We start from the raw sequence: 21800 nt of genomic DNA on the forward strand, positions 1-21800 counted from the left end.
AATTAACCGTCGTTGCGCTGTTGGTCCAGCTTGGCCTTCAGCAGCGCGCCGAGGTTGGTGGTGCCGGACGAGGCGCTGGCATCGGACATACGCTGGATCGTTTCGGCGGTCTCGGCGTTGTCGCGGGCCTTGATCGACAGCTGGATCGAACGCGTCTTGCGGTCGATGTTGACGATCATGGCTTCGATGTTTTCGCCGACGCTCAGGACGGTGGTGGCATCTTCGACTCGGCCCGAGGAGATCTCGGAAGCGCGCAGGTAGCCTTCGACGTCCACGGACAGCGTCACGACGGCGCCCTTGGCTTCGACCGACTTGATGGTGCCCGGAACCACGGCGCCCTTGTCGAAAGTGGCGACGAAGTTGTTGAACGGGTCGCCTTCCAGCTGCTTGATGCCCAGCGAGATGCGTTCCTTGTCGGTGTCGATGCCCAGGACCACGGCTTCGATCTCGTCGCCCTTCTTGAAGTTGCGCACGGCTTCTTCGCCAGCTTCCGTCCACGACAGGTCGGACAGGTGGACCAGGCCGTCGATGCCGCCGGGCAGGCCGACGAACACGCCGAAGTCGGTGATCGACTTGATGGCGCCGCGGACCTTGTCACCACGCTTGAAGTTGGTGGCGAACTCTTCCCACGGGTTCTGGCGGCACTGCTTCATGCCCAGCGAAATGCGGCGACGGTCTTCGTCGATTTCCAGGACCATGACTTCGACTTCTTCGCCCAGGGTCACGACCTTGCGCGGATCGACGTTCTTGTTGGTCCAGTCCATTTCGGAGACGTGCACCAGGCCTTCGATGCCGGCTTCGACTTCAACGAACGCGCCGTAGTCGGTCAGGTTGGTGACCTTGCCGAACAGGCGGGTGCCTTGCGGGTAGCGGCGAGCGAGGCCGACCCACGGATCTTCGCCCAGCTGCTTGACGCCCAGCGAGACGCGGCTCTTTTCCTGGTCGAACTTGAGGACCTTGGCTTCGACTTCCTGACCCACTTGCAGGACTTCGGACGGGTGACGCACACGGCGCCAGGCCATGTCGGTGATGTGCAGCAGGCCGTCGATGCCGCCCAGGTCCACGAACGCGCCGTAGTCGGTGATGTTCTTGACCACGCCCTTGACCACGGCACCTTCGTGCAGGGTTTCGAGCAGCTTCTGGCGCTCTTCGCCCATGCTGGCTTCCAGCACCTGGCGACGCGACAGCACGACGTTGTTGCGCTTGCGGTCGAGCTTGATGACCTTGAATTCGAGGGTCTTGCCTTCGTACGGGGTGGTGTCCTTGACCGGGCGCAGATCCACCAGCGAACCCGGCAGGAACGCGCGGATGCCGTTGGTCATGACGGTCAGGCCGCCCTTCACCTTGCCGGTGATGGTGCCGGTGACCAGTTCGCCGTTCTCCAGGGCCTTTTCCAGTTGCAGCCAGGCCGACAGGCGCTTGGCGCGGTCACGCGACAGGATGGTGTCGCCGTAGCCGTTTTCCAGGGAATCGATGGCCACCGAGACGAAATCGCCGGGCTGCACTTCGAGTTCGCCCTGGTCGTTCAGGAACTCTTCCAGGGGGATCAGCGCTTCGGACTTCAGGCCGGCGTTGACGACGACGAAGTTGTGGTCGACGCGCACGACTTCGGCGCTGATGACCTCGCCGGACTTCATGTCCTGGCTCTTGAGGCTTTGTGCGAAAAGGTCGGCGAAGCTTTCGCCGCCGGTGGCGGTAGTGGAAACGGAAGACATGGGGTTGAAATCCATTGGGCCGCAATGGCCGTTAAAAACACACCGCAGCGGATTGCCCGCCACAGTGGAGTCAAAATACCTGCCTGCTGGCTTACCCTTGCGGGGTGGCCCGTGGGGGTGTCGCCTGGCTTGAGCAGGGCCTAAAAAACAAATCTATTCAGATCCGGACGCCGTGGCGCCCCAGAAATCCAGTATTGCCTGCACCGTTTCCGCAATCGTCAGATTCGACGAATCCAGTACGCGTGCATCCGCTGCGGGAGCCAATGGCGCGGCCGCCCGCCCGGTATCCCGTGCGTCGCGCTCGCGCATATCCCGCAAAAGGTCGTCTAGATTAGCAGAAATTCCCTTTTCGATCAACTGCTTACAGCGCCTCTGCGCCCGCGCGACCACGTCGGCGACCAGGAACACTTTCAGCGGCGCGTCGGGAAACACCACCGTGCCCATGTCGCGCCCGTCGGCCACTAGGCCGGGCGCCCGGCGAAAGGCGCGCTGGCGCTCGAGCAGCGCCTGGCGCACGCCCGGGAACGCCGCCACGCGCGAGGCGAAATTGCCGACTTCCTCGCGGCGGATGTCGTGGCCGACCTCCCTGCCCTCCAGGTAGATATGGGGGCCGTCGAAACGCACGTCCAGCGTCTCGGCCGCGCGCGCCACGGCGGGCTCGTCGTCGGCCGACAGGCCGCGCTCGATCGCGGCCAGGGCGGTCAGGCGATACAGCGCGCCGCTGTCCAGCACTTCCCAGCCCAGGGCCTTGGCGACCCGGTGGGCCACGGTGCCCTTGCCGGACGCGGTGGGGCCGTCGATCGTGATGACGGGAACGGCGGTGGAGAGTTCGGAGGAAGTCGAAGTCATGGAGTAATTGTCGCTAGGCCGCAACCAGGCCCGCGTAGACATCAAAGTAACCCGGGAAGGTCTTGCTGACGCAGCCGGGGTCGAGAATACGTACGGCCGCGGGGCCGAACGCCGCCAGCGAGAAGCACATCGCCATGCGGTGGTCGTCCCAGGTGCCGATGTGCGCGTCGCGCCAGCCGTCGACGGCCGGCGGCGTGACCCGCAGCCAATCCGGCCCCGATTCCACCTGCGCGCCCAGCTTGGCCAGCTCGGTCTGCATGGCGTGGATGCGGTCGGTTTCCTTGACGCGCCAGCTGCCGATGTTGCGCAGCCGGCACGGGCCGTCGGCGTACAGCGCCAGCGCGGCCGCGGTCATGGCGGCGTCGGGGATCAGGTTGAAATCGGTGTCGAAGGCCTTCAGGCGCTCGCCCCGGGCCACGCGCGCGCCGGACACTTCGATCCAGCCGGGGCCGTAGCTGACCTGGGCGCCCATCCCGGCCAGGGTGTCGGCGAACGCGACGTCGCCCTGGATGCTGTCGGCGCCCACGCCGGTCACGCGCAGCGGACCGCCGCCGATCGCGCCCAGCGCCATGAAGTAGGACGCCGTGGACGCGTCGCCCTCGACCGCGATCTGCCCGGGGCTGCGGTAGGACGCGCCCGCCTCGATGACGAAGCGGCTCCAGCCCTCGCGCCGCACCTGCACGCCGAAGCGCGCCATCAGGTTCAGCGTGATTTCGATATAGGGCTTGGAGATCAGCTCGCCGATGACCTCGATCGCCACCGGCTTGCCGCTGGCGCGCGCCTGCAGCGGCGCGGCCATCAGCAGCGCCGTCAGGAACTGGCTGGAGACCGACCCCTGCACCCGCGCCACCGCGTCGCCGGCGATTTTGCCGCGGCCGATGCGCAGCGGCGGATAGCCCGGCTGGCCCAGGTAATCGATGCGCGCGCCCAGCGCGTTCAAGGCGTCGACCAGGTCGCCGATGGGACGCTCGTGCATGCGCGGCACGCCCGAGAGCCGGTAGTCGCCGCCCATCAGCGCCAGCGCCGCGGTCAGCGGACGGATGGCGGTGCCGGCGTTGCCCATGAAAAGGTCGGCGCTTTCGACCGGAAAGCGCGGCACGCCCTGCACCGTGACGCGGCCGGCGTCCAGGTCCGAGACCTGCACGCCCAGCTGGCGCAGGGCGGCCAGCATCACGCGGGTGTCGTCCGAATCCAGCAGCCCGGTGATGGCCGTGCCGCCTTCGGCGATCGCGGCCAGCAGCAGCACGCGGTTGGAAATGCTCTTGGAGCCCGGCAGGGCCACTTCGCCCCGCGCCTGGCGCACCCGGGGCAGATCCAGATAAGGCAAAGCGCCCATGTCAGCTACTCCTTGCGCCAGTTGCGGCGCGCCCGCGCTGCCGTCTCCAGCAGCGTCGACAAGGCCGCGCCGTCGCCCGCGGCGATGGCGTGCTCGGCCCGGTCCAGCACCGCGCGGACCTCGGCCAGCTCGGCCAGCATCGCGTCGCGGTTGGACAGGAAAATATCGCGCCACATCTCCGGCGAACCCGCCGCGATGCGCGTGAAATCGCGAAAGCCGCTGCCCGCCAGGTCCAGGCGGGTGGCGGCGTCGGCGGCCGTGGCCACCTGGTTCATGTAGACCGCCGACAACAGGTGCGGCAGATGGCTGACCGAGGCCAGCAGCCGGTCGTGCGCGTCGGCGTCCATGTCGATCACTTGCGAGCCGCAGGCCAGCCAGGCGCGGCGCACCAGATCGACGCTGGCCGCGGAATTCCCGGGCAGCGGCGTCAGGATGACGGTGCGATCGCGATAGAGGTCGGCCTGCGCGGCTTCCGGTCCGGTGCGTTCGGCGCCGGCGATCGGATGGCCGGGCACGAACTGCGCGGCCCGCTCGCCCAGCGCGGCGCGCACCGCGGCGGCCACCTCGGCCTTGGTGCTGCCGGCGTCGGTCAGCACGGCGCCGGCGCGCAGGTGCGCGCGCATGCGCGACAAGGCGTCGGCCAGGCCGCCCACCGGCGTGGCCAGCAGGATCAGGTCGGCGCGCGCGGCCGCCTCTTCGAGCGACACGGCCTCGTCGATCAGGCCCAGTTCGCGCGCGCGCGCCAGCGACTGCGGATTGCGTCCCGCCCCCAGCACCACGCCGACCTGCCCGGCGCTGCGCAGCGCCGCGGCGAACGAACCGCCGATCAGGCCCACGCCGACGACGGCCAATACAGGAATCAGGGGGCCAGCGGCCCCCTGATCGGAAGACAGTGCAGCGTCGTTCATGCTGACAGGATGGCGCCCAGCGCGTCGATGAAACGCTGGTTCTCTTCGGGCAAGCCGATGGACACGCGCAGCCACTCGGGCAAGCCGTCTCCGGCCACCGGGCGCACGATCACGCCGCGCTTGAGCAGTTCGAGGTTGATGCGCGGCGCATCGCCCACGTGCACCAGCACGAAGTTGCCGTAGCTGGGCACGTAGCGCAGCTTCAGGGCCTCGAACGCGGCGCACAGCTGCGCCTTGCCGGCCTTGTTCAGGGAGTAGGCCTGCTGCAGGTAGGCGGCGTCGCCCAGCGCGGCCACGGCGGCGGCCTGCGCCAGCGTGTTGACGTTGAACGGCTGGCGCACGCGGTTGAGCAGGTCGGTCAGGGCCGGCTGCGCCACCGCGAAGCCCACGCGCAGGCCGGCCAGGCCGTAGGCCTTGGAGAAGGTGCGCGAGACGATCAGGTTGGGATAGCGGCGCACCAGCTCGGTGCTGTCGAAACGGAACTCGGGATCGAGGTATTCGTTATAGGCCTCGTCCAGCACCACCGTGACGCGCTCGCCGTGGGCGGCGTGCACGCGTTCGAGGAAGGCCGCGACCTGCTCGCCCGGCACGAAGGTGCCGGTGGGGTTGTTCGGGTTGGCGATGAACACCAGGCGGGTGTCGTCGGCGATGGCGTCGAACATCGCGTCCAGGTCGTGGCCGTAGTCCCTGGCCGGCACCACGATGTGGCGCGCGCCGCGCGCCTGTGTGGCCAGGCGGTACACCGCGAACGAGTGCTGCGCGTACACGGCGGAAGCGCCCGGCTCCAGCAGCGCCAGCGCGGCGATTTCCAGGATGTCGTTGGAGCCGTTGCCCAGCGTGATCCAGTTCATCGGCACGCCGTAGCGCTCGGCCAGCGCGGCCTTCAGATCGAAGCCGTTGGGATCGGGGTAGCGCGCCAGCGATTCGGCCGCGGCCAGCATGGCCTCGCGCGCCGAGCCGGGCATGCCCAGCGGGTTTTCGTTGGACGCCAGCTTGACGATGCCGGCCGGATCCAGCCCGAACTCGCGGGCCAGTTCTTCGATGGGTTTGCCCGCCTGGTAGGGGGCGATGGCGCTGACGTGCGCCGGGGCGGCGAGGGGCTTGGATGCGGTGGTCATGTTGTGGAGGCTCACGACGCCGGGTAGGAACCCAGCACTTTCAGGTAGGCGACCTGCGCCTGCAGGGTGGCAAGCGCGCGTTCGACGTTCGGATCGTTGCGGTGGCCCAGCACGTCGACGTAGAAATAGTATTCCCACTGGCCGGTGCGGGCCGGACGCGATTCGAAACGCGTCATCGACACGCCGTTGGCCGCCAGCGGGGCCAGCATTTCGTAGACCGCGCCGGCGCGGTTGGGCACGGCCAGGATCAGGCTGGTCTTGTCGCGGCCGCTGACCAGCGGCTCGATATTGCCGATGGCCAGGAACCGGGTGCGGTTCTGCGGGTCGTCCTGGATGCCGGCGGCGGCGATCTTCAGGTTCCAGGCGGGCGCGGCCACCTCGCCCGCGATCGCGGCGATGGAGGGGTCGGACGCGGCCGCGCGCGCGGCCTCGGAATTGCTGGACGCGGCCACGCGGGGCACGCCGGGATAGTGGCGCGTCAGCCAGCCCTGGCACTGGGCCAGCGCCTGCGGATGCGCGGAAATGGTCTTGATGCCGTCCATGCTGCCGGACTGCGACATCAGGCAATGGCGGATCACCAGCGAACGCTCGCCCAGGATCTTGAGCGGCGTGTTCAGCAGCAGGTCCAGGCTGCGGTTGACGGCGCCTTCGGTGGAGTTCTCCACCGGCACCATGCCCACGTCGGCCTGGCCGGCCTCGACGGCGCGGAACACTTCATCGAAGGACGCGCACGGCAGCTGCTGCACGGCATGGCCGAAATGCTCCATCGCCGCCTGTTCGGAAAACGAGCCCTGCGGCCCCAGGAAGGCGACCGTCATGCCGCGTTCCAGGCCGCGGCAGGCCGAGATGATCTCGGTCCACACGGCCGCCACGCCCGCGTTCGGGAACGGGCCGGGGTTGGTCTGCTGCAGGCGCCGGATGACGTCGGCCTCGCGCTCGGGGCGCAGCACCGGGCCGTCGGCGTGCGCGGCGTGCTTGGCCTCGCCCACTTCGAGCGCGGCGCGCGCGCGCTGCGTCAGCAATTCGAGGATCTGCGCGTCCAGCGCGTCGATGCGTTGGCGCAGCGGAAGCAGCTTGCTTTGCAGTTCATCATCCATAGCGGCGCTCGAATTCCTTCAGATACTCGACCAGCGCCTGCACGGCGGCCAGGGGCACGGCGTTGTAGATGGAGGCGCGCATCCCGCCCACGCTCTTGTGGCCCTTCAGCTGCGTCAGGCCGGCGGCGTCCGCGCCTTGCAGGAAGGCCTCGTTGAGCGATTCGTCGCGCAGCACGAACGGCACGTTCATGCGCGAACGCACCGGCGCGTGTACAGGATTGCGGTAGAACGAGGTGCTGTCCAGGTAGCCGTACAGCAGGTCGGCCTTGGCCTTGTTGGCGGCTTCCATGCCGGCCACGCCGCCGTTGGCCTTGACCCACTTGAACACCAGGCCCGCGACGTAGATCGCGAAAGTGGGCGGCGTGTTGTAGCGCGAGTGCTCGGCGGCCACGTTGGCGTAGTCGAACGCGGACGGACAGATCGGCAGGGCATGGCCGATCAGGTCGCGGCGCGCGATGACGACGGTCACGCCCGCCGGGCCGGCGTTCTTCTGCGCGCCCGCATACAGCAGGCCGCAGCGCGTCACGTCCATGGGACGCGACAGGAAATGCGAAGAGGCGTCCACCACCAGCGGCACGTCGGGCGCGCCCAGCGCGGCGGTGTCCGGCCAGTCCATGAATTCGACGCCGCCGATGGTCTCGTTGCTGCACAGGTGCAGATAGGCGGAATCCTTGCGCACCTGCCAGGTCTCGACCGGCGGCACCCAGGTCAGCGGGGCCTGCTCGCGGCCGTCGAGCTCGACGGCCTGCTCGCTGCTGGCCGCAAGCTGCGTGCTGCCGTAGCGGCCGGCTTCCTTGTAGGAACGCTTGGACCAGTGGCCCGTGACCACGAAGTCGGCCGCCGGCGTGCCGCGGCGCCCCATGAGGTTCATGGGCACGATGGCGTTTTCCCCGGAACCCCCGCCCTGCATGAACATGACGGCGTAGTCCGCCGGCAGTTGCAGCAGGTCGCGCAGGTCCGATTCGGCTTCATCGCAGATCTGCACGAAGTGCTTGCCGCGATGGCTCATTTCCATCACGGACATGCCGCTGCCGTGCCAGTCCAGCATTTCCGCAGCGGCTTGCTGCAGCACCACCTCGGGCAAGGCCGAGGGGCCTGCCGAGAAGTTCCAGGGGCGGGCCATTATTGCTCCGTAGGTTCGGTCGAATCCGTCGTGTCGGCTGCGCCGTTGCCGTCGCCGCCATCCGTGCCCTGGCCGTCCTCGTCGAGGTCGCCGTCATCGTCCGCGTCGCTTTCCACGACCCGGCGCACGCCCGACAGCGAGCTGCCGTCGTCGACGTTGATGAGGGTGACGCCCTGCGTGGCGCGGCCCATTTCACGGATTTCCGAGACGCGCGTGCGCACCAGTACGCCGCCGGTCGTGATCAGCATGATCTCGTCCGAAGGCATGACCAGCACCGCACCCACCACCTTGCCGTTGCGCGAGCTGGTCTGGATGGCGATCATGCCCTTGGTGCCGCGGCCGTGGCGCGTGTACTCGGTGATCGGGGTGCGCTTGCCGTAGCCGTTCTCGGTGGCGGTCAGCACGCTTTGGGTTTCGTCGCCCGCGACCAGCAGCGCGATCACGGTCTGGGTGTCTTCCAGCATCATGCCGCGCACGCCGCGGGCGTTGCGGCCCATCGGGCGCACGTCGTTCTCGTCGAAGCGCACGGCCTTGCCGGCGTCGGAGAACAGCATGACGTCGTGCTTGCCGTCGGTCAGGTCGGCGCCGATCAGGTAATCGCCGTCGTCCAGGTCCACGGCGATGATGCCGGCCTTGCGCGGATTGGAGAAGTCCGACAGCGGCGTCTTCTTGACCGTGCCGCGCGAGGTCGCCATGAACACGTAGTGGTCTTCGCTGAATTCCTTGACCGGCAGCACCACCGTGATCTTCTCGCCGTCGGCCAGCGGGAACATGTTGACGATGGGCTTGCCGCGCGAATTGCGCGTGCCCTGCGGCACTTCCCAGACCTTCAGCCAGTACACCCGGCCGCGGTTGGAGAAGCACAGCAGGAAGTCGTGCGTGTTGGCGATGAAGAGCTGGTCGATCCAGTCGTTTTCCTTCATGGCCGTGGCCTGCTTGCCGCGTCCGCCGCGTTTTTGCGAGCGGTATTCGGACAGCGGCTGGCTCTTGATGTAGCCGCCGTGCGACAGGGTCACGACCATGTCGGTCGGCGTGATCAGGTCTTCGGTGTCGAGTTCGGTTGCGTTGAGCTCGATTTCCGAGCGGCGCGAGTCCTTGGCGCCGGTCGAGAACTCGGCCTTGATGGCCTGCAGTTCCTCGCCGATGATGGTGGTGATGCGCTCGGGGCGCGCCAGGATGTCGAGCAGATCGGCGATGGTGGACATGATGTCCTTGTATTCGCCGACGATCTTGTCCTGCTCCAGCCCGGTCAGGCGCTGCAGGCGCATGTTCAGGATTTCCTGGGCCTGCGTATCGCTCAGGCGGTACAGGCCGTCGCCCTGCAGGCCGAATTCGGCGCCCAGGTCGTCCGGGCGGAAGGCCGCGCGGCCTCCCGGCGTGTCGCCGTCGGCGCGCGACAGCATCTCGCGCACCAGCGACGAATCCCAGGAACGCGCCATCAGTTCCTGGCGCGCGACCGGCGGGGTCGGCGCAGCCTTGATGATGGCGATGAAGTCGTCGATGTTGGCCAGCGCCACGGCCAGGCCTTCCAGCACGTGGCCGCGTTCGCGGGCCTTGCGCAGCTGGAACACCGTGCGGCGCGTGACCACTTCCCGGCGGTGCTGCAGGAAGTAGTCGATCATCTGCTTCAGGTTGAGCAGGCGCGGCTGGCCGTCGACCAGCGCCACCAGGTTCATCCCGAAGGTGTCCTGCAGCTGCGTGTTCTTGTAGAGGTTGTTCAGGACGACCTCGGGGACCTCGCCGCGCTTGAGCTCGATGACCAGGCGCATGCCGTCCTTGTCGGACTCGTCGCGGATGTCGGAGATGCCTTCGATCTTCTTGTCGTTGACCAGCTCGGCGATGCGCTCCTGCAGCGTCTTCTTGTTGACCTGGTAGGGAATCGCGTCGACCACGATGGCCTGGCGGTTGCCCTTCTCCATGTCCTCGAAGTGGGTCTTGGCGCGCATGACCACGCGGCCGCGGCCGGTGCGGTAGCCTTCGCGCACGCCCGACATGCCGTAGATGACGCCGCCGGTGGGGAAATCGGGCGCCGGGATGAGCTCCATGAGCTCGTCGACCGAACACGCCGGATTACGCAGGCAGTACAGGCAGCCGTCGACCACTTCCTGCAGGTTGTGGGGCGGAATGTTGGTGGCCATGCCCACCGCGATGCCCGAACTGCCGTTGACCAGCAGGTTGGGCAGGCGCGACGGCAGCAGCAGCGGTTCCTGTTCGCTGCCGTCGTAGTTGGGGCCGAAGTCCACCGTTTCCTGGTCGATGTCGGCCAGCAGCTCGTGGGCGATCTTGGCCAGGCGGATTTCGGTGTAACGCATCGCCGCGGCGTTGTCGCCGTCGATCGAGCCGAAGTTGCCCTGGCCGTCCACCAGCATGTAGCGCATGGAGAAATCCTGCGCCATGCGGACGATGGTGTCGTAGACGGACTGGTCGCCGTGGGGGTGGTACTTACCGATGACGTCCCCGACGATACGCGCCGACTTCTTGTAGGCGCGGTTCCAGTCGTTGTTCAGTTCGTGCATCGCGTAGAGCACGCGCCGGTGGACGGGCTTGAGGCCGTCCCGCACATCCGGTAGCGCCCGACCCACGATCACGCTCATCGCGTAATCGAGGTAACTGCGGCGCATCTCTTCTTCCAGCGATACCGGAAGCGTCTCCTTGGCAAAGGAATCCATATATATAACGACAGAATCGTGTAAGGAGGAACCCGGGCCGGGTAAACAGGAAATTCTATCATTCGATTCACCGAGCGGTCAGAAGGAGCGCCCCGGGGCGCTCGCCGGCGGGCCCGGCCGGACGACATCCAGACCCGGCCGCCGGCGCGTCCGCCCGCGCCCTGCGGGCCTGTTGTCAAAAACCAACATGGAAAACCGATGGAGCGCCGAAAACGTCATATCCAGCGTCAATGCGCCTGTCCAGGGAAGCCAAAGCCCCCCAAATGCCTTAAGATTGTTTCCAGCACGCAGGAAACCCAGTAGCTATTCCTTTGAACCAGCTCTTGGCGTTGCTATACTGGCCCCGTTTTCCTGATATGCGGCGGGGGTTCGCTGCGAGTCACTTATCCAGCTTCAAGCTCAACGAGGAGAAACATGAACAAACCCTCCAAATTCGCTCTGGCGCTCGCCTTCGCCGCCGTCACGGCCTCGGGTGTAGCCTCGGCCCAGACCTATCCCGACACGGTGGACAACTGGCGCAATCCGTTCGGTGACGTTTGGAAGAACGGCACGAACGAACTGTGCTGGCGCGATGCGTTCTGGACCCCGGCCACCGGCATCCCCGGCTGCGACGGCGTTCCGGTTGCGCAACAGAAGCCGAAGCCCGCCCCGATGGCGGCCAAGGTCGTGTTCAACGCCGACACGTTCTTCGACTTCGACAAGTCGACCCTGAAGCCCGAAGGCCGCCAGCTGCTGGACCAAGTCGCCCAGCAAGCCAACGGCATCGACCTCGAAACCATCATCGCTGTGGGCCACACCGACTCGATCGGCACCGAAGCCTACAACCAGAAGCTGTCCGAGCGTCGTGCCGCTTCGGTCAAGAGCTACCTGGTCAGCAAGGGTATCGACCCCAACCGTATCTACACGGAAGGCAAGGGCGAGCTGAACCCGATCGCTTCCAACAAGACGAAGGAAGGCCGCGCCCAGAACCGTCGCGTTGAGATCGAAATCGTGGGTAGCCGCAAGTAATTGCCGGACTAGCTACAATAAAGGGGCCTCGCATAGCGAGGCCTTTTTTTCGTCGCCTGCGCACCCTTTTGGTGCAGCGGTGCGGCGCCCCTCCTCGCCAGGCGCGCAGGAGCCCCTCTATATATAGCGTCGCCTTACGCTGGACTGCCCATGACCACGCAAACCCACGACACCGCCCGCCCCGCCGTCAACGCCGACCAGGCCGAACTGGACAAGTTCGGCGCCCTGGCCAGCCGCTGGTGGGACCCCGAAAGCGAGTTCAAGCCGCTGCATGCCATCAATCCGCTGCGGCTCGAATGGATCCAGGAGTGCGCGGGCAGCCTGGCAGGCAAGACCGTGCTGGACGTGGGCTGCGGCGGCGGCATCCTGTCCGAGTCCATGGCCAAAAGCGGCGCGGCGGTCACCGGCATCGACCTGGCCGACAAATCCCTGAAGGTGGCGCGCCTGCACGGCCTGGAATCCGGCGTGCAAGTGGAATACCGCAAGGTCCCGGTCGAAGAGCTGGCGGCCGAACGGCCCGGCCACTACGACGTGGTCACCTGCATGGAAATGCTGGAACACGTGCCGGACCCGGCCTCCATCGTGCGCGCGTGCTCGACCCTGGTCAAACCGGGCGGCTGGGTGTTCTTCTCCACCCTGAACCGCAACCCCAAATCCTTCCTGTTCGCCATCGTGGGCGCGGAATACGTGCTGCGCCTGCTGCCGCGCGGCACCCACAGCTACGAGCAGTTCATCAAGCCCAGCGAACTGTCGGCGGCGGCGCGCGGCGCCGGCCTGGAGCCGGTCGGCATGCGCGGCATGGAATACAACCCGATCACCCAGATCTACTCCCTGTCATCCGATACTTCGGTCAACTACCTGATGGCTACCCGCAAATGAGCGCCCTGATCCTGTTCGACTTCGACGGCACGCTGGCCGACACCGCCCCCGACCTCGCCGCTGCGGCCAACCGCCAACGCACCCGCAAGGGTCTGGAACCGATGGCCTACGAACTGCTGCGTCCGGTGGCCTCGCAGGGCGCGCGCGGCCTGCTGCGCGTGGCGCTGGGCCTCAAGCCCGGAGATCCCGACTACGAGCCCACCCGCCTGCAGTTCCTGGAAGACTACGCGGCCGGCTCCACCGTCCACAGCAAGCTGTTCCCCGGCATCGGCGAGCTGCTGGCCGATATCCGCCGCCGCGGCCTGTCCTGGGGCATCGTCACCAACAAGGTCACCTACCTGACTCTGCCCATCGTCGAACACCTGGACCTGACGCGCGACAGCGCCGTGCTGGTCTGCGGCGACACCACGGCGCACGCCAAGCCCCATCCCCTGCCGCTGCAGCACGCCGCGCGCGAGGCCGGCTTTGCCGTGGACCGCTGCGTCTACGTCGGCGACGACCTGCGCGACATCCAGGCCGCGCACGCCGCCGGCATGCCCGCCGTCGCCGCGGCCTACGGCTACGTCGGCGAAGACGACAACATCACGACCTGGGAAGCCGAGACCTGCGCCCACTCCCCCGCGGAGCTGTGGCCGGCCATCGAGCCCCTGCTGCCCAGCGACCTGCGCTAGGGCCGCCCGAAGGGACGGGCCGCGCCCGTCCCGGTCCCGGCGCCGGTCAGGCGAATTAGTCTGGTAGACGGAATAATCTTTCCGCAATCGCCATCTTTATCCTGATAGCCCGGTCACTTAAAGTGTGATCCATGCACGGCATCAGGGTCTACCCGAAGCCTTCGCCGCAATCTCCGACGCGGCGCCGCCCTCCCTTCACCATCGCCTGTCCGCGCGCCGCGGTGCGTCGCGCCCGAGAACGCCCATGCTATTGCCCATCCTGCTGCTTTCCGCCGCCGGCTTCACCATCCTGACGACGGAATTCCTGATCGTCGGACTGCTGCCGGGACTGGCCCGCGACCTGGACGTCACCGTGTCCCAGGCCGGCCTGCTGGTCTCGCTGTTCGCCTTCACCGTGGCCGCGACCGGGCCGCTGCTGACCGCGCTCATGGCCAACATCGAGCGCAAGCGGCTGTTCATCGGCGTGCTGCTGCTTTTCGGCCTGTCCAACGCGCTGGCGGCGGTCGCCCCCAACATCTGGGTCATGGCCGTCGCCCGCTTCGTCCCGGCGCTGGCGCTGCCCGTGTTCTGGTCCCTGGCCAGCGCCACGGCGGTCGAGCTGGTCGGCCCGGCCCGCGCCGGACGCGCCATTTCCACGGTGGCCTTCGGCATCGTGGCCGCCACGGTGTTCGGCATTCCCATCGGCGTGCTCATCTCCGACGCCTTCGGCTGGCGCGCCGCCTTCGCCGTGCTGTCGGCCGTCGCCTTCGCCAAGGCCGTGCTGCTGCTTTTCGCCTTCCCCAGCATCCGGGTGCACGGCGACGGCGTCCGGCTCATTACGCAGCTGCGCATCCTGCGCCGCCCCATCGTGGTCGGCCACGTGCTGCTTTCGCTGCTGGTCTTCACCGGCATGTTCACCGCCTACACCTACCTGGCCGACATGCTGGAGCGGCTGGCCGGCTTCAACGGCCAGATCGTGGGCTGGACCATGATGGCGTTCGGCGCGGTCGGCCTGGTCGGCAACACCCTGGGCGGCCGCCTGGTGGACCGCAGCCCGCTGGGCGCCACCGCCCTCTTCTCCAGCCTGATGGCCGCCGGCCTGGCCGCGCTGGCGCCGGTCATGGCCTCGCACGGCCTGCTGGCCGTGGCGCTGGGCGTCTGGGGCATCGCGCAGGCGGCGCTCTTCATCGTCTGCCACGTGCGGCTGATGAAATCCGCCCCCGAAGCGCCGGCGTTTGCCGCGTCCCTGAATATCTCGGGCGCCAACATCGGCATCGGCCTGGGCGCCGTGGTCGGCGGCCACGTCATCGACCAGTACGGCCTGGGCGCCCTGGGCTGGGCCGCCGCCGCCATCGTCGGCCTTTCGGTCGGTCTGGCTTTGCTGCTGATGGCCGCCTCCCGCGCCCGCCCGGCGGCCAAGGCCGCCTGCCCGAACCCGGCCTGACCGGCGCTGTCTCCCCCGGGCCACGCCTGCACGGGAAACCGTGCAGGCTATGGGATTTCCCAGTACAATAGGTCTTACTTGGGGCCGATCCGGATTCGACGTGGGTCGCGAAACAACTCAGGGCATGCCGAGCACCAGTTCGCTCGTTAATCCACTGGAACACTACAAACGCCAACGACGAGCGTTTCGCTCTCGCCGCTTAAGCGGTGAGCCGCTGCACTGATCTGTCCTTGGGTCAGGCGGAGGAAGGCAACTTCCTAGGGGGGCAACCCTCGAACCGCAGCAGCGACATTTACAAGGAATCGGTTTGAACTGGGGTCACACGGTTCAAATTTAAATTACGTGAATCGCTCTGGTCCGGCCTGTCGGTTGGCTAAGTCCAGGGTTAAAACCAAATAGATCGACTACGCATGTAGAACTGGTTGCGGAGGGCTTGCGGACGGGGGTTCAATTCCCCCCGGCTCCACCAAATTAGCAAGCATTAGACAGTACAGGACAGGGGCGGACGGGTTAACCGATCCGCCCTTTTCTGTCTAAAACTGTCTCAGTTGTCGCCACATGGCGCAACCGACGTTTTGGTATCTGTACGGACATTCCGGGGGCACGTCAGCCCGCAGGATCCATACACGCTGCCACTCCCATGCCTTCCCCTCTCATGCTCGGAATTACACGCTTCTTCAGCCAAAGTAGCTCTAAATTTAGTCCTATTTAGGTGACGCATGGAACGCATCCATAGCTTGCTGACCGTCAGTATCTCCGAGTTCAAACAGAATCCCGGCAAGGTGGTCGAAGATGCCCAGGGGCAGCCGGTGGCGGTGCTAAACCACAATCGTCCGGCCTTCTACACTGTTTCACCGGAACTCATGGCGCAGATGGCTGAGCTGTACGATGGGCGCCAGCTCGAATCGTTGGTTCGCTCGCGCCTGAAATCGGTCGATTGGGCCGTCGAAGTCAGCCTTGACGAGCTGTAAGCGGCATACAGGCTTTTCTTTGTTCCAGAGGCAAGGCAGGAATGGGACGCGTTGGATGGCTCCATCAAAACCCTGTTCAAAGCGGCTCTGAAGAACTGCTGGACACTCCCCGGTTGCCTGGGTCGCAACTTCATCCGCCCTTGGTTGGTTGCTACAAGATCAAGCTGCGCGGCGTCGGCTATAGATTGGTATATCTGGTGAGGGATAATGCAATCCCGCCGGACATAGTCGTCCTGGTCGTGGGCCGCCGTGACGGCGGAATTTATGAGGCCGCGGCGGGAGCGCTGGAATCGGCTCGCAAGCTGGACGAATAATATTCACTCCTGAGATTTAAAAAAGGGCGGACCGCATAACCGGTCCGCCCTTTTTCATTCACTCAATCAAAATGCATTACTGCAGCCGCTGCAGTTCTTCCTGATATGCCGGCCCATAACGCAGTCGCAGGTACTCCGCATAAGCCGCCCGGTATTCGCTGCTATAGATATCGGGCGTCAGCTCGCGGTTCCAGAAGTCCGCCACGCCGGCGCGTTTCCAGAGGGCGAGGTCGGCCTGGACTTCGGCGCGGGAGAGTTCGCGCTGGGGCGCGGAGCGGGCGGCATCCTGAACCACGGCGCGGGGCGCGGACTGGGCCATGGCTTGCGGCGCGGCTGCGATCGCGATAATGGCCAGCAGCATATTCAGAGAGTTTTTCATAGGGCATTCCTGTAGGCAGTTTCATCATCCGTCATCGGTCCGGATATCAGGCCGACGACAGCGCGTAGGAAAAAGTCTACCTATCCGGTTCTGCCAAAATCCCGACGGGGAAATTACTTTTTGGTCATGATCGGGCCGCGCGGGATTATTTGTTCGTGGTGGATTTGCGACAGTAAAACTGCCCTGCTCTTACAGCGGCTTGAATATCGGACGCTCGCGCCCATTCCCGACGGGTCGCCTGGCTCCCCTGCAAAAACAAGGACTTAGACGATGGCGTCGGATATGCTCCGCGGCCAAGATAACCATATCGGAACAAATATGTAATTCCCATGTCGGCTGATTGACGAATGCCGCTACCCACACTGGCAAAAGCCAAGGCCGGTGGATCGGGCAGTTGCATCGTGAATGACAGCTCTTCTTTTTCCCGACGCTCCTTCTGCCGGCCTGGCGCAAGCAAGCAGCCCAAATCTATCAAGGAGCAATCGTGAAAAAGACCATCCTGTTGGCCGCTACGGCGGCCACGCTCTCGACCGCGGCGGCGCACGCGGAAACGTCGGTCACGCTTTACGGCAAGATCGATACCGGTATCGGCTTCGCCAAGGTGGACGGTTCGTACACCAACCCGGTCACCGGGGTGAGCAGCGACTTCAAGGCCAGCCGCTTCGGCGCCACCACCGGCCAGACCGCCGGTTCGCGCTGGGGCCTGCGCGGCAAGGAAGACCTGGGCGGCGGCCTGTATGCCTCGTTCCAGCTGGAGTCGGGCTTCGATTCGACCAACGGCAGTTCGTCGCAGGGCGGCCGCCTGTTCGGCCGTAACGCCACGATCGGCCTGGGCAGCGCCGACTGGGGCGAATTCCGCCTCGGCCGCCAGTACAACGTGGCCACGCGCATGATGGCCGGCATGTTCGGCTCGAACTTCGGCGGCGGTTTCACCCAGCTGAATACCGGCGGCGGGCTGGGTTTCAGCAGTTCGTACTGGGTCCGCTACGACAACCTGGCCCTGTATGAGTCCTCGAGCTTCGGCGGCGGTTTCCGCTTCTCCGCCGGCTATGCCTTCAACGCCAACGACCAGACCGCGGCCCAGACCGGCTTCGCCACCGCCGACAATACCCGCGCGATCACCAGCGGCCTGAGCTACAACAACGGCCCGCTGATGGCATTCGTTTCGTACGAGCAGCTCAATCCCTCCAACAAGCTGAGTTCGGCCCAGACCAGCGCCACGCCGCGCGCGTACACCGTGGGCGCGTCCTATGACTTCGAGGCGCTGAAAATCGCCGCGGCCTATGAACGCGCGACCGACGGCTGGTTCGCAGGCAAAGGGCTGCCGTCCGGGGCCGCCATCAACGGCTTCCGCGGAACGCCGTCGAACGCTTTCCTCAACAACTTCAACACCAACTCGTACCTGCTCGCCGTGTCGGTTCCCACCGGCGCCTCCAGCGGCATGTTCGCATCGTGGCAGCGCGTGGATCCGAACGGCCGCGACCTGACCGGCGGCGACTCCACGTCGAATACGTTCGCGCTGGGCTATACCTACAGCCTGTCCAAGCGCACCAGCCTGTATGCCGTGGGTTCGTACACCAAGAACTTCGCGTTCCTGAGCGACGCCAAGGCCACCGAAGCGCTGGTGGGCATGCGCCACTCGTTCTAAGCAGCAAACCGGGAGCGGCCTCGCGCCGCTCCCGTTCAGTCCGAGCGGTGTTCGAGCGTGTAGCCCATGCCGCGCACCGTATGCAGCAGCCGCGTGTCGAAGGGATCGTCGATCTTGGAGCGCAGGCGCCGCACCGCCACCTCCACGACGTTGGTGTTGCTGCTGAAATTCATGTCCCAGACCTGCTCGGCCAGCACCAGCCGCGACACCACTTCGCCCTGGCGCCGCATGAGTATGGTGAGCAGACAGAACTCCTTTGCCGTCAGGTCGATGCGCGCGTTGGCGCGCATCACGCGCCGCCGCAGCAGGTCCAGCTCCAGGTCGGCCACGCGCAGCACGTTGGGGCCGCGCCCGTTCTCCACGCTGGCGCCGCGGCGGCGCAGGGCCAGCACGCGGGCCTGCAGTTCGGACAGCGCGAACGGCTTGGGCAGGTAATCGTCGGCGCCCTGCTCCAGCCCCCGAACGCGGTCCTCCAGGCTGGATCGCGCGGTCAGCATCATGACCATCACGGCATCGTTCTGGCGAATGCGCTGCAGGACTTCAAACCCCTCCATGTCGGGAAGATTGATGTCCAGGATGATCAGGTCGTACTGCACTTCATACGCCAGCTGCAGGCCGCTGGTGCCATCGAGCGCGATATCGGCGAGGTAGCCGTTCTCCATCAGGCTGCGTCTTACTATGTCCGCTAGTTTTTTCTCGTCGTCGATTATCAGTATTTTCATCCGGTCGGCCTGAATAGTTCCGAAATGGCGCGACGCCGGCGCCGGCGCGATGCGCGCCCACGCCGATAGTCGGTACTGAAAACTTTATTCCCGCGCCAGCGTCAAAAGGCAGACATGTGCATTACGAATATGACACGCTGCGCCGCGAAAAATGTAATGTCGCTGCAAGGTTCGGACCGCGCCGTCCGCTAGCGCCCGAGGTCGACGCTGAAGCCGATGGTAGTGCCGGCGGCGTCGCTCGCCGCATACGACTGGCCGCCGTGCATGCGGGCGATGGCCGCCACGATCGCCAGGCCCAGCCCGTGATGCACGGTATCGCTGGCCCTGGACGAGTCCAGGCGATAGAAACGGTGGAACAGCCGCGGCAGATGCTCGGCGTCTATCGGATCGCCGATGTTCCTCACCGCGATGCGGACCTGGCTGTCGCCGATGTCCTGGATATGGACTTCGACCTGCGTGTCGGGATAGGCGTAGCGCACGGCGTTCGACACCAGATTCGAGACCGCGCGCTGGAACAGGGTCCGGTCCACCTCCGCGCTCCGGTCGCCCACGATGGCGAAACTCACGCCGGCGTCGAGCGCTTCGGCCTCGTGGTAGGCCAGGACTTCCCGCACCAGTTCGCGCAGGTCCGCCGGCTGACGCGAGCGCGCCGTCGCACCGCCGTCGGCCTGCGCCAGGAACAGCATGTCGTTGATGATGCCGGACATGCGCTGCAGTTCTTCGAGGTTGGAGCCCAGCATCTCGCGCAGCGTTTCGCTGGAGCGCGGCGCCGACAGCGCGAGTTCGGTCTGGCCCACCAGCGTCGCCAGCGGCGTGCGCAGCTCGTGCGCCACGTCCGCGTTGAATCCTTCCATCTGCACGTAGGCGCGTTCCAGGCGCTGCAGCACCTGGTTGAACTGCCGCACCAGCGGCTGCAGCTCCTCGGCCAGGCCGCTCTCGTCCAGCCGTTCGCCTATGCGGTCGGGCGACAGCTGTTCGGCCTGGCGGCCCACGTCGCGCAGCGGGTCCAGGGCGCGGCGCACCAGCACGTCGGCGATCACCGACACGATCAGGGCGCCCCCGAGCGCGCAGGCGAACAGGGTCCATGCCAGCATCGACAGCAGATGGCGGTCGGATGACGCGTCCAGCAGCAGTTGCGCCTCCATGCGCATGTCGGGCCGGCCGGGCATGGCCAGCGTGAAGCGGGTCAGCTTGAGATCCCCGGCGTCCAGCAGCGACACGTCCGGGCCGTAAGTGACGAGTTCGCCATTGACGTTCAGCCGCAGGCTGAGTTCGGACTTGCCATAGAAGAAATCCTCCAGCTTGTGCTTCAGGCTGGACAGGTCGCCGTAGGAATCGAATTCCTGGACCAGGTGGACGATCACCTCTTTTCTTTCTTCGAGGTGAATTCTCTGGCGCAACATCAGGTTGAGGTCGACGGAGATATAGACCACCGCGCACACCAGCCCCAGCGCGGCGAAAGTCTGCAACACCAGCCAGCGCGAAAGCCAACGCCGCAACGATCGGCGGGGATGAATCATGAACAGTCCTCATCGATTGCCGACATCTTACAGACGCAATCGCGTCAGGCGCCGTTCCACCAGATTACAAATCGGTCAGCGTCCGCCAGGGCCACGAACATCCGACAAATTTGTCATGCTGACGTCGACATTCTGACGGGAACGCTTCGATACAGTACCAGCGGTCTGCAGTTCCAGCGGAACGTAACTATGCTTTCCCCACGTATCAGGAAATTCATGACGGGCGCCGTTTTTTGCGCGCTTTCAGCCGCGGCCGCGGCGGCGGATCAGGGCGGCGCCATCACGCTGCAACAGGCGATGGACCGGGCCCTGGAACGCAATCCCATGCTGGCCGCCGCGCGCAATGAATCGCGCGCCGCCGACGGGCTGGTGACGCAGGCCGGGCTCATACCCAACCCCAGCATCGACATCAACGTGGACGATCAGAAGCGCGCGACGCGCACCACCACGACGATGCTGAACATTCCGATAGAAACCGGCGGCAAGCGCGGCGCGCGGGTGAAGGCCGCCAGCCTCGCCCGCGACATGTCCAGGCTGGACGTGCAGGCCGCGCAATCCGATCTGCGCGCCGCGGTGGCGACGGCATTTTTTGAGGTGGCCGTGGCCCAGGAGAACATGCGCGTGGCCGACGAAACCCGGCAGATCGCCGAGAACGCGCTGCGCATCGCCGCCGCGCGGGTCGAATCCGGCAAGGGCGCGCCGCTGGAAAAAACCCGCGCGCAGGTCGAGCTGAGCAATGCGCGCCTGGCGGAAAAGAAGGCGCGCAACGACTGGGAGAACGCGCGCCGCGCGCTTGCCCTGAACTGGGGCGACAGCGCGCCCGACTTCGAGCGCGTCTCGGCCAGCCTGGACAGCCTGCCGCCCCGGCCGTCGCTCGACGAGCTGCAGGCCTCGCTGGGCCAGTCTCCGCGCATGGAGGCCGGCCGCGCGTCGGTCGAACTCAGCCGGGCCGAGCTGGAAGTGGAAAAGACCAAGCGCTTTCCCAACGTGACCGTGGGCGTGGGTGTGGCGCGCGACAACCAGATGGGGCGCAACCGCGGGCAGTTCGGCGTCTCCATTCCGCTGCCGCTGTTCGACCGCAACCAGGGCAACGTCTACGCCGCCTCGATGCGGTCCTACAAGGCCCAGGATCTCTACCGCGACACTCAGGCGCGTCTGGGCACGGCGCTGCTGCAGGCGGCCTCGCGCTACGACCTGGCCGCGGCGTCCGCCAGGGAGTACCGGGACGCCGTGCTGCCCGGCGCGCAGAAAGCGTACGAGGCCGCCCGGACCGGTTTCGCCGCGGGAAAGATGAACTACCTGGAAGTGCTGGACGCGCAGCGCACCCTGACGCAGGGAAACATCTCCTACTTGAACGTGCTGGGCGAGGCCTTTCTCGCCCGCGCGGAGATCGACCGCATCATCGGCCGCTGAGCATGGCGCCCGCTGCACAACTGTTTCGGAGACCGGA

18 protein-coding genes and 1 other RNA gene are annotated in these 21800 nt (G+C 66.2%); 8 read left to right on the forward strand and 11 right to left on the reverse strand.

Features of this window, described 5'->3' with window-relative positions; genetic code table 11:
- Window positions 1-2: 2 nt before the first annotated feature.
- The 8 genes from rpsA to gyrA form a co-directional block, all read right to left on the reverse strand.
- Window positions 3-1715: a 30S ribosomal protein S1 gene (gene rpsA / locus AC1M14_RS19640; protein ID WP_168202253.1), complete on the reverse strand. Its 1713-nt coding sequence runs from the start codon at window positions 1713-1715 to the stop codon at window positions 3-5.
- 153 nt (window positions 1716-1868) lie between these two features.
- Complete coding sequence (gene cmk, locus AC1M14_RS19645) at window positions 1869-2564, reverse strand: (d)CMP kinase (RefSeq protein WP_479730299.1); 696 nt, start codon at window positions 2562-2564, stop codon at window positions 1869-1871.
- 13 nt (window positions 2565-2577) lie between these two features.
- Window positions 2578-3900, reverse strand: a complete 1323-nt coding sequence (gene aroA / locus AC1M14_RS19650) for a 3-phosphoshikimate 1-carboxyvinyltransferase (protein WP_479730300.1) — start codon at window positions 3898-3900, stop codon at window positions 2578-2580.
- 5 nt (window positions 3901-3905) lie between these two features.
- Complete coding sequence (locus AC1M14_RS19655; RefSeq protein WP_479730301.1) at window positions 3906-4808, reverse strand: prephenate dehydrogenase; 903 nt, start codon at window positions 4806-4808, stop codon at window positions 3906-3908.
- On the reverse strand, window positions 4805-5926 hold the full coding sequence (hisC, locus tag AC1M14_RS19660) for a histidinol-phosphate transaminase (protein WP_111826702.1): 1122 nt from the start codon (window positions 5924-5926) through the stop codon (window positions 4805-4807). Before hisC ends, AC1M14_RS19655 begins: the two co-directional genes overlap by 4 nt.
- 11 nt (window positions 5927-5937) lie before the next feature.
- The gene (gene pheA / locus AC1M14_RS19665; RefSeq protein WP_479730302.1) at window positions 5938-7023 is read right to left on the reverse strand and encodes a prephenate dehydratase; all 1086 of its coding nucleotides are present in this window, start codon (window positions 7021-7023) and stop codon (window positions 5938-5940) included.
- Window positions 7016-8146, reverse strand: coding sequence for a 3-phosphoserine/phosphohydroxythreonine transaminase (serC, locus tag AC1M14_RS19670; protein WP_168202252.1), 1131 nt, complete (start codon window positions 8144-8146; stop codon window positions 7016-7018). The genes pheA and serC overlap by 8 nt, the downstream gene beginning before the upstream one ends.
- The gene (gene gyrA, locus AC1M14_RS19675; protein WP_102774892.1) at window positions 8146-10815 is read right to left on the reverse strand and encodes a DNA gyrase subunit A; all 2670 of its coding nucleotides are present in this window, start codon (window positions 10813-10815) and stop codon (window positions 8146-8148) included. The genes serC and gyrA overlap by 1 nt, the downstream gene beginning before the upstream one ends.
- 414 nt (window positions 10816-11229) lie before the next feature.
- Between gyrA and ompA the strand changes: the two genes are divergently transcribed.
- The 6 genes from ompA to AC1M14_RS19705 all read left to right on the forward strand — a co-directional run bounded on the left by ompA (window position 11230) and on the right by AC1M14_RS19705 (window position 15767).
- Window positions 11230-11823, forward strand: a complete 594-nt coding sequence (gene ompA, locus AC1M14_RS19680) for an outer membrane protein OmpA (RefSeq protein ID WP_102774893.1) — start codon at window positions 11230-11232, stop codon at window positions 11821-11823.
- A 150-nt stretch (window positions 11824-11973) separates the two neighbouring features.
- Window positions 11974-12702, forward strand: coding sequence for a bifunctional 2-polyprenyl-6-hydroxyphenol methylase/3-demethylubiquinol 3-O-methyltransferase UbiG (ubiG, locus tag AC1M14_RS19685; RefSeq protein WP_102774894.1), 729 nt, complete (start codon window positions 11974-11976; stop codon window positions 12700-12702).
- A complete protein-coding gene (locus AC1M14_RS19690; protein ID WP_102774895.1) occupies window positions 12699-13373 on the forward strand; it encodes an HAD-IA family hydrolase in 675 nt (224 codons plus the stop codon). The genes ubiG and AC1M14_RS19690 overlap by 4 nt, the downstream gene beginning before the upstream one ends.
- A gap of 244 nt (window positions 13374-13617) precedes the next feature.
- Window positions 13618-14796, forward strand: a complete 1179-nt coding sequence (locus AC1M14_RS19695; protein WP_102774896.1) for an MFS transporter — start codon at window positions 13618-13620, stop codon at window positions 14794-14796.
- Window positions 14797-14876: 80 nt separating this feature from the next.
- Window positions 14877-15265, forward strand: a transfer-messenger RNA (tmRNA) gene (ssrA, locus tag AC1M14_RS19700).
- A gap of 250 nt (window positions 15266-15515) precedes the next feature.
- Window positions 15516-15767 carry a type II toxin-antitoxin system prevent-host-death family antitoxin gene (locus AC1M14_RS19705; protein WP_479730303.1) on the forward strand — a complete coding sequence of 84 codons (252 nt, stop codon included), beginning with the start codon at window positions 15516-15518 and terminating at the stop codon, window positions 15765-15767.
- Between the two features lie 390 nt (window positions 15768-16157).
- On the opposite strand, the gene AC1M14_RS19710 is transcribed toward AC1M14_RS19705, so the two are convergent.
- Window positions 16158-16460 carry a DUF4148 domain-containing protein gene (locus tag AC1M14_RS19710; RefSeq protein WP_111826667.1) on the reverse strand — a complete coding sequence of 101 codons (303 nt, stop codon included), beginning with the start codon at window positions 16458-16460 and terminating at the stop codon, window positions 16158-16160.
- A gap of 484 nt (window positions 16461-16944) precedes the next feature.
- Here AC1M14_RS19710 and AC1M14_RS19715 point away from each other — a divergent pair, with 484 nt between their 5' ends.
- Entirely contained in the window at window positions 16945-18108 is a 1164-nt protein-coding gene (locus tag AC1M14_RS19715) for a porin (protein ID WP_111826666.1), read from the forward strand.
- Between the two features lie 35 nt (window positions 18109-18143).
- Here the strand turns inward: AC1M14_RS19715 and AC1M14_RS19720 are convergent, their stop codons facing one another.
- Complete coding sequence (locus tag AC1M14_RS19720; RefSeq protein ID WP_111826665.1) at window positions 18144-18830, reverse strand: heavy metal response regulator transcription factor; 687 nt, start codon at window positions 18828-18830, stop codon at window positions 18144-18146.
- A 188-nt stretch (window positions 18831-19018) separates the two neighbouring features.
- The gene (locus AC1M14_RS19725) at window positions 19019-20350 is read right to left on the reverse strand and encodes a heavy metal sensor histidine kinase (RefSeq protein WP_479730304.1); all 1332 of its coding nucleotides are present in this window, start codon (window positions 20348-20350) and stop codon (window positions 19019-19021) included.
- A gap of 216 nt (window positions 20351-20566) precedes the next feature.
- Between AC1M14_RS19725 and AC1M14_RS19730 the strand changes: the two genes are divergently transcribed.
- Window positions 20567-21763 (forward strand): TolC family protein, encoded by a 1197-nt coding sequence (locus AC1M14_RS19730; protein WP_246842518.1) that lies wholly within the window; start codon window positions 20567-20569, stop codon window positions 21761-21763.
- The last annotated feature ends 37 nt before the right edge of the window (window positions 21764-21800 follow it).

The sequence above is a fragment of the Achromobacter sp. SX5 genome, assembly GCF_056711425.1.

Coding starts and splice junctions, on each gene's coding strand:
- pheA (WP_479730302.1), bottom strand. CDS start 7,023: ATGGATGATGAACTGCAAAGCAAGCTGCTTCCGCTGCGCCAACGCATC.
- AC1M14_RS19720 (WP_111826665.1), bottom strand. CDS start 18,830: ATGAAAATACTGATAATCGACGACGAGAAAAAACTAGCGGACATAGTA.
- AC1M14_RS19730 (WP_246842518.1), top strand. CDS start 20,567: ATGACGGGCGCCGTTTTTTGCGCGCTTTCAGCCGCGGCCGCGGCGGCG.
- rpsA (WP_168202253.1), bottom strand. CDS start 1,715: ATGTCTTCCGTTTCCACTACCGCCACCGGCGGCGAAAGCTTCGCCGAC.
- gyrA (WP_102774892.1), bottom strand. CDS start 10,815: ATGGATTCCTTTGCCAAGGAGACGCTTCCGGTATCGCTGGAAGAAGAG.
- serC (WP_168202252.1), bottom strand. CDS start 8,146: ATGGCCCGCCCCTGGAACTTCTCGGCAGGCCCCTCGGCCTTGCCCGAG.
- AC1M14_RS19725 (WP_479730304.1), bottom strand. CDS start 20,350: ATGATTCATCCCCGCCGATCGTTGCGGCGTTGGCTTTCGCGCTGGCTG.
- aroA (WP_479730300.1), bottom strand. CDS start 3,900: ATGGGCGCTTTGCCTTATCTGGATCTGCCCCGGGTGCGCCAGGCGCGG.
- AC1M14_RS19655 (WP_479730301.1), bottom strand. CDS start 4,808: ATGAACGACGCTGCACTGTCTTCCGATCAGGGGGCCGCTGGCCCCCTG.
- ompA (WP_102774893.1), top strand. CDS start 11,230: ATGAACAAACCCTCCAAATTCGCTCTGGCGCTCGCCTTCGCCGCCGTC.
- ubiG (WP_102774894.1), top strand. CDS start 11,974: ATGACCACGCAAACCCACGACACCGCCCGCCCCGCCGTCAACGCCGAC.
- AC1M14_RS19705 (WP_479730303.1), top strand. CDS start 15,516: ATGGAACGCATCCATAGCTTGCTGACCGTCAGTATCTCCGAGTTCAAA.
- hisC (WP_111826702.1), bottom strand. CDS start 5,926: ATGACCACCGCATCCAAGCCCCTCGCCGCCCCGGCGCACGTCAGCGCC.
- AC1M14_RS19695 (WP_102774896.1), top strand. CDS start 13,618: ATGCTATTGCCCATCCTGCTGCTTTCCGCCGCCGGCTTCACCATCCTG.
- AC1M14_RS19710 (WP_111826667.1), bottom strand. CDS start 16,460: ATGAAAAACTCTCTGAATATGCTGCTGGCCATTATCGCGATCGCAGCC.
- AC1M14_RS19690 (WP_102774895.1), top strand. CDS start 12,699: ATGAGCGCCCTGATCCTGTTCGACTTCGACGGCACGCTGGCCGACACC.
- cmk (WP_479730299.1), bottom strand. CDS start 2,564: ATGACTTCGACTTCCTCCGAACTCTCCACCGCCGTTCCCGTCATCACG.